2 protein-coding genes are annotated in these 2,491 nt (G+C 36.7%); both read right to left on the reverse strand.

The genetic code is table 11. From position 1 onward, the window contains the following. Positions 1–60: 60 nt before the first annotated feature. Positions 61–813 (reverse strand): IS21-like element helper ATPase IstB, encoded by a 753-nt coding sequence (gene istB, locus BAZO_RS01380; protein ID WP_003329400.1) that lies wholly within the window; start codon positions 811–813, stop codon positions 61–63. After that, on the reverse strand, positions 813–2,354 hold the full coding sequence (gene istA / locus BAZO_RS01385) for an IS21 family transposase (protein WP_169315869.1): 1,542 nt from the start codon (positions 2,352–2,354) through the stop codon (positions 813–815). Before istA ends, istB begins: the two co-directional genes overlap by 1 nt. Positions 2,355–2,491: the final 137 nt, after the last annotated feature.

Here is a 2,491-nt window from a genome sequence, read left to right on the forward strand (position 1 = left end):
TTTGAACACTTTTTATGATGATTCAAATTCCCCACCTATTTTTCATAGGCAAGGGAATGATTAATTAAAAATTGTTGAGCGATGTTTTAATCTCCAGCTGTCATTCTCATTTAATTGAATAACTTCTACTCTATGAAGTAATCGATCTAAAATTGCGGTAGTGATTCCCTGGTCTCCCATCAACTCCACCCATTGCTCAGGACCTTTATTAGAGGTGATGATAATGGAACTTTGTTCATATAAATGGTTTATTAGATAAAAAAAAAGATTGGCTTCGCGTTGATCCATTGCCATATACATTAAATCATCAATAATAACCAAATCAGCTTCTCTTAATCTTTTAAGCTGCACTTTCGATTTTTGAATATATTCTTCTGTTTTCAATAGTTGTACAAGTTCGCCCATAGTTGAAAAGACAACCTTATATCCCCTTTGAATGGCGTCAATACCTAAACCGATCGCAAGGAAGGTCTTTCCAGCCCCAGGCGGCCCTAGTAGGATTATATTGTACTGCTGATCCAACCAGTTAAGCTCTCTTAACTGGTTTAATTGTCGGGTACTCAGGGCTGCTTGCTCTTCTATATTAAATTCGTTTAATGTCTTATAATAAGGAAACCTTGCCCACTTGAGCCTCTTTTCCACATTTTTTTCTTCCCGTCTTTTTAACTCATATGTAAGGATTTCCTGTAGGATCTCTTGATAAGTCCAAGACATTTTTTCCGCATTACGAAGTAATACAGGCAGTTCATTTGCTACTTCCGTCATCCGAAGATGGCGGAATTGCTCTTGAAGAAGTTGTACCGTTTTAGTCATCATGAAGCGCCCCCTAAAATTTCAATATATTGTTCCATATCCCTAGTTGCTGCCGTAGCTTTTATTGCGGGGTTGATTGTTTTTGATTTTTGCATCGTAGGTACTTTAGGAGTTTCTTTTTCTTTTAGTCTAGCGAAATGTTGGGTAATATCACGAAGATCATTACCACTCCATAACTGGTCTTTAATGCAAACATCTAGGGCTTCGTTTATGTCTGATCGAAAATGGGTAATGGCGTATTGAATGACTTGAAGTTGATCACGTATGTATCTTGGATACCGGCATCCTACTTCATGTATAAATTGTTCAGCCTTTTCTTGATTTTCAAATTGACGAATCACAGTTTCCTTGTATGCTTGAATTCCTTTTGAGCGATCCCTTGTATATTGGCGATTCTTAATCAATTCCCCTTTTCCATGGGATATTTTGTGTCTAGCTAATACCTCCCCTTGTGGCTCTTTCCGAATAATGAGGTTTTCCTCCTGAATTTCTATATAGACCTTATTTTCTCCCCTTGGGCGATAAGTTCCTAATGGGAGTGAATAACGATTAGATTTGTATTTTATAACATTGTCCTTATGGATAGTTCTTGTTATACTAGAACCAAGGTTGCTCTCGAAAGAGAGTAGGGGAGAGACTGGCTTTAAGTGTTGCTTTTCGAGGGCGTGCACTTCTACCGGTCTCTTTTTTGTTGTATTGTGTACATTGTAATTCCCCGTCCTTTCTAACCATGCAATACACTTCTCATTCCATGTCTCTAAATTTGAAAATATCCTGTGTTTCACAAAATTCCTTTTCACATATTTCACCACATTTTCAACTCGTCCTTTACTTTCTGGGTCTGCCTTACGGCATAAATAAATTCGAAAACCTCTATCTTGCTTGTATGCTTGAAATTCACTCGTCAGAATAATATCACCAGCATTTTCGCTGACTGTAATCAGATGGTCTTGGTCATATACAATCTCTTTTGGCATTCCTCCAAAAAATTGAAAAGCCTTTTCATGACAGCTAATGGTATCTCTTGTAGTAAAAGGCCTATCTAAAAATTCCACATACTTAAAGCGAGAATGCGACAAAACAAACGTAATAAAATATAATTTGACATCCTTCTTTTCTAAATTCTTAACCGTTATTTCACCCCAATCCACCTGCATTTGTTGTCCCATCGGTAATTCCTCTATTGCTTCATATGATCTAACATGTAAAACCTTAGGAATATGGTAAACATCTCGAAGATGACTTACATAGTTTCTAACCGTACTTCCCCCAACCACTAAATCCGGATAATGCTCTTTTAACCAAGCCTCCACTTGAGCTGAAGACATGTCCGGATCGTTTTTCAGCCAACTTAATATCTTATCCTGATATGAATCCAATTTCTTTGTTCTGCTACCAAGAGAGGCTGCCCAATCTTTTGCTTCCTCGAATGTCATTTTTAAATATTTATTGACTGTATTTCTCGAAATACCCAGTTTTCTAGCAATTGCAGACCTACTAAAACCTTTCTCCCTTAATTGATGAATTTCTAAAAACAAGATTAATTTTTCCACCTTTCTCATACCCTCCAACTAAACAAATGATGATAGCTTTATCATAGCTTAGTAGAGGATTAATTTGGTAAAAAAGTGTTCAATCTTATCTGGCGGAAACTGTTAATAATAGTTTAGCAGTTACA

Source organism: Schinkia azotoformans LMG 9581, from assembly GCF_000307855.1.
Classification (GTDB): domain Bacteria; phylum Bacillota; class Bacilli; order Bacillales; family Bacillaceae_J; genus Schinkia; species Schinkia azotoformans.

Coding starts and splice junctions, on each gene's coding strand:
- istB (WP_003329400.1), bottom strand. CDS start 813: ATGACTAAAACGGTACAACTTCTTCAAGAGCAATTCCGCCATCTTCGG.